This is a genomic window from Enterobacter sp. HK-058-C-ECC (genome assembly GCF_047531125.1).
Classification (GTDB): Bacteria; Pseudomonadota; Gammaproteobacteria; order Enterobacterales; family Enterobacteriaceae; genus Enterobacter; species Enterobacter quasiroggenkampii.
In genome coordinates this window covers 1-2,793 of sequence record NZ_JBLKCH010000031.1, presented here as the reverse complement: position 1 = coordinate 2,793, position 2,793 = coordinate 1, and the positions used below count along the sequence as shown (strand labels likewise).

Annotated in this window: 1 protein-coding gene; it reads right to left on the bottom strand. The window is 30.5% G+C overall.

Features of this window, described 5'->3' with window-relative positions:
• Positions 1–2,793: DNA phosphorothioation-dependent restriction protein DptH (gene dptH / locus ACMWJS_RS22835; protein WP_414747630.1), on the bottom strand; the 2,793-nt coding region annotated here is incomplete at both ends.

The following is a 2,793-nucleotide window of genomic DNA, read 5'->3' as shown; positions in this document are numbered from 1 at the left end:
GTATTTAGCGATATATTATCTTTTTTAGAACTAGTAATATTCTCTTCATCATATTTTAGAAATACGTCATTTTCATTTAGATTGTTGGTGTACATATCGTCTAAAACACTACCAGAGTCCTTGTGTGATTGATTACAGCTTAAAAATTTGGGGGGAATTCCACAGTGAGTTGTCAAAAAAACGCTGTCGAACAACTCACTTAGAGGCTTTGAAATCAACTGGTTAATCATAGAAGGTAATTCTATGAAAAGAATTTTTTCATCTACATTGCACTTTGTATTAAATATATAGTCATTATCAACATGAGAGATTATCATCCCTTCATATGAACAAAGCTCATCTAATACATATTTACCTGAAAGAAGATATTCTTTAGCATCAAATATGTTGTTAAAATAACCTTCAGGGAAAATCTCATAAAGATTATATTTTTCAACTTGCGATATTAACTGTCTTGCGAAAAGAGATTTATAAATAATAGATTTAAGATCGTCGCTAGAAAAAATTCCATTAAAGTGTTTTGCAAGAGCCTTCACTTGAGTTAAAGCTTTTTTATAATCTGCCCCTCGTCCGGTTTTGACTTCTAAAGGAACAAATTGTAATATTTTACCGTCAAACCCGACCATTAAAATATCGTCTGAAATAGGGCCAGTTGTATTCCCATTAGCGACAGACATCTCAACATCATCAAGTTTTAAACCAATATTTTTCGAAGCCCTTATAGTTTCACCAATAGAAATAGGTATCCATGTTACTCCATTTTTTCTCAGAACTGAAGTTGCTAATTTGTAAGCTGCAACCTCCCCTTCAAGGCCCTTTCTAGATTTTTCAGTTGATGTTAATAATTGTAACAACCACTTCCCATTAAAAGCATTGAATTCAGATATCCTAGAGCCTTTACCACTATTCAACAGTTTTGCAAAAAGGTTTTCCGACTGACTTACTGTAACAGCGTCATATCCGGCACTATGTGTATAGTTATCAGAGAAATGGATTAGTAACATATCTTGATTTGTGAAAAAGTCCAATGTCACTTTAGGATCAATAATTACCGTCCAGATGGAAGACTCATATATTTTTTTAAGTGTACTTTTGAAGTCACTACTTACTGCTATAGCTAATGTTTCAGAACCATTATATTTACAGTTTTCTTTCCAGGTTGGGGTAATAAGAGAACTATATAATTTAGCTAAATACAAGTGTGGCACAGCTTCTGCTTCAACGCCCTGTAAACCAAAAGAAGTGAAATAACTTCCATTTTCGCTTTGAGATGCTTCAGAACATATTAAACCATTGGCACAAAGGCCACTAGGTTGATCTCCAACACGAACATTCACGCAAGATATTTTATTGTCGTTATTAAAAAACGATAAGTGCGCATAATTATAACTAGCATTTTCAATTGAGTTTTCATATTTATTATAGGTAATATTACTACGAAGCAGATCTGTAAGAGAATAAACAGAATCTTTTTCCTTCTTGCTTTTCAAATCAAGCAAAGAATATAAAGATTCTAATTCATTTAACTCTGAAAAAACATCAAATGTATTGTATATGAATTTATCATCATAAAAATTAATATGTATTGATAGAACATCCGGAAGCTCAATGTGTTGCTTAAAATATTTCACAACACCTTTAAAAAATTCTTTCGAGTGATTTTGATTTATTGCATTAATTATAAGCGTTCCATCTTCTTTAAAAAGCTCTCCAAATGCTATTTCAAACTCATTGATTTTATCCTTCACTAATTTAGGAACATAATCATATTCACTAATCGAGTGTGGCAATGCTTTTAACCATGAGCAATTGTTTTCAAGAGGTGTAACATATGCAAATCCATTATTATTATTGAAAACGAAAGGTATCATCCCACGAATATTTAAACGCTTAAAAGTAATAGATGGCATTGAATAGAATGAAGATGTATCATCCTGGCTTTTCTCATTATCTAAAGCAATTTGGTTTGTCAATTCTAAAAAATAGGCTAAATTAAGAGGATGGAAGGGTGAAATTAAAAATTCATTTTCATCTTCTATAACACCAATTTTGATTACATTTTTTTGAGCTTCTGAAAGAATAATTCCATAGGGTATATTGTCAATGAAATGTATATAGTTCTTAATTAATTTTGAAACAATGCTTCTGAGCTCCTCTCCCCATGATACAAGAGATAAAACGGCATTCCTCTTTGATAAATAATCATAGAGTTCTTTATAGCCTAAGAACAAATTTTCATCTGAAGCTTGTAAACTACTTAATGGTTCTTTTTTACAACCATATACACCAATAATACCCTCATTTAAAAAAAGCTTTTCATAGTCTAATAATTTTAAGTCTTGTTCTTCAGGCTCAACAGTACGGTTATCAATAAGTATTTTTTTTGACTGCAAATCATATATGCCATAGTAATTATCATCAAGTAATTTGCGTTCTTTATCTTTATCGAATATCAAGGGCATCACAACATTTCGATCAGCTTTAAAATCTTCTACAATAAACGTTATTTCATCCAATCCTGATTTAATAATGAATTCAGCATCACTATTATTCTCAATTAATTTATTAAATTTTATACATCCATACTGACCAATGTCAGCTTTTTTTATATTTTCATCTAAAAAACAAACTGAGCTTTCCAAATCAGGATTAACAATAAGAGTTGTATCATTTGTCAATAGCTTAATTTTATTTCCCGGGGAAATAATAAAATTATTTATAAAGCCATCAATATAGAAGCTTTTATTAGAAACTACGATAAAGTTAAAGATGAACTTATCACTTGTCTTATCT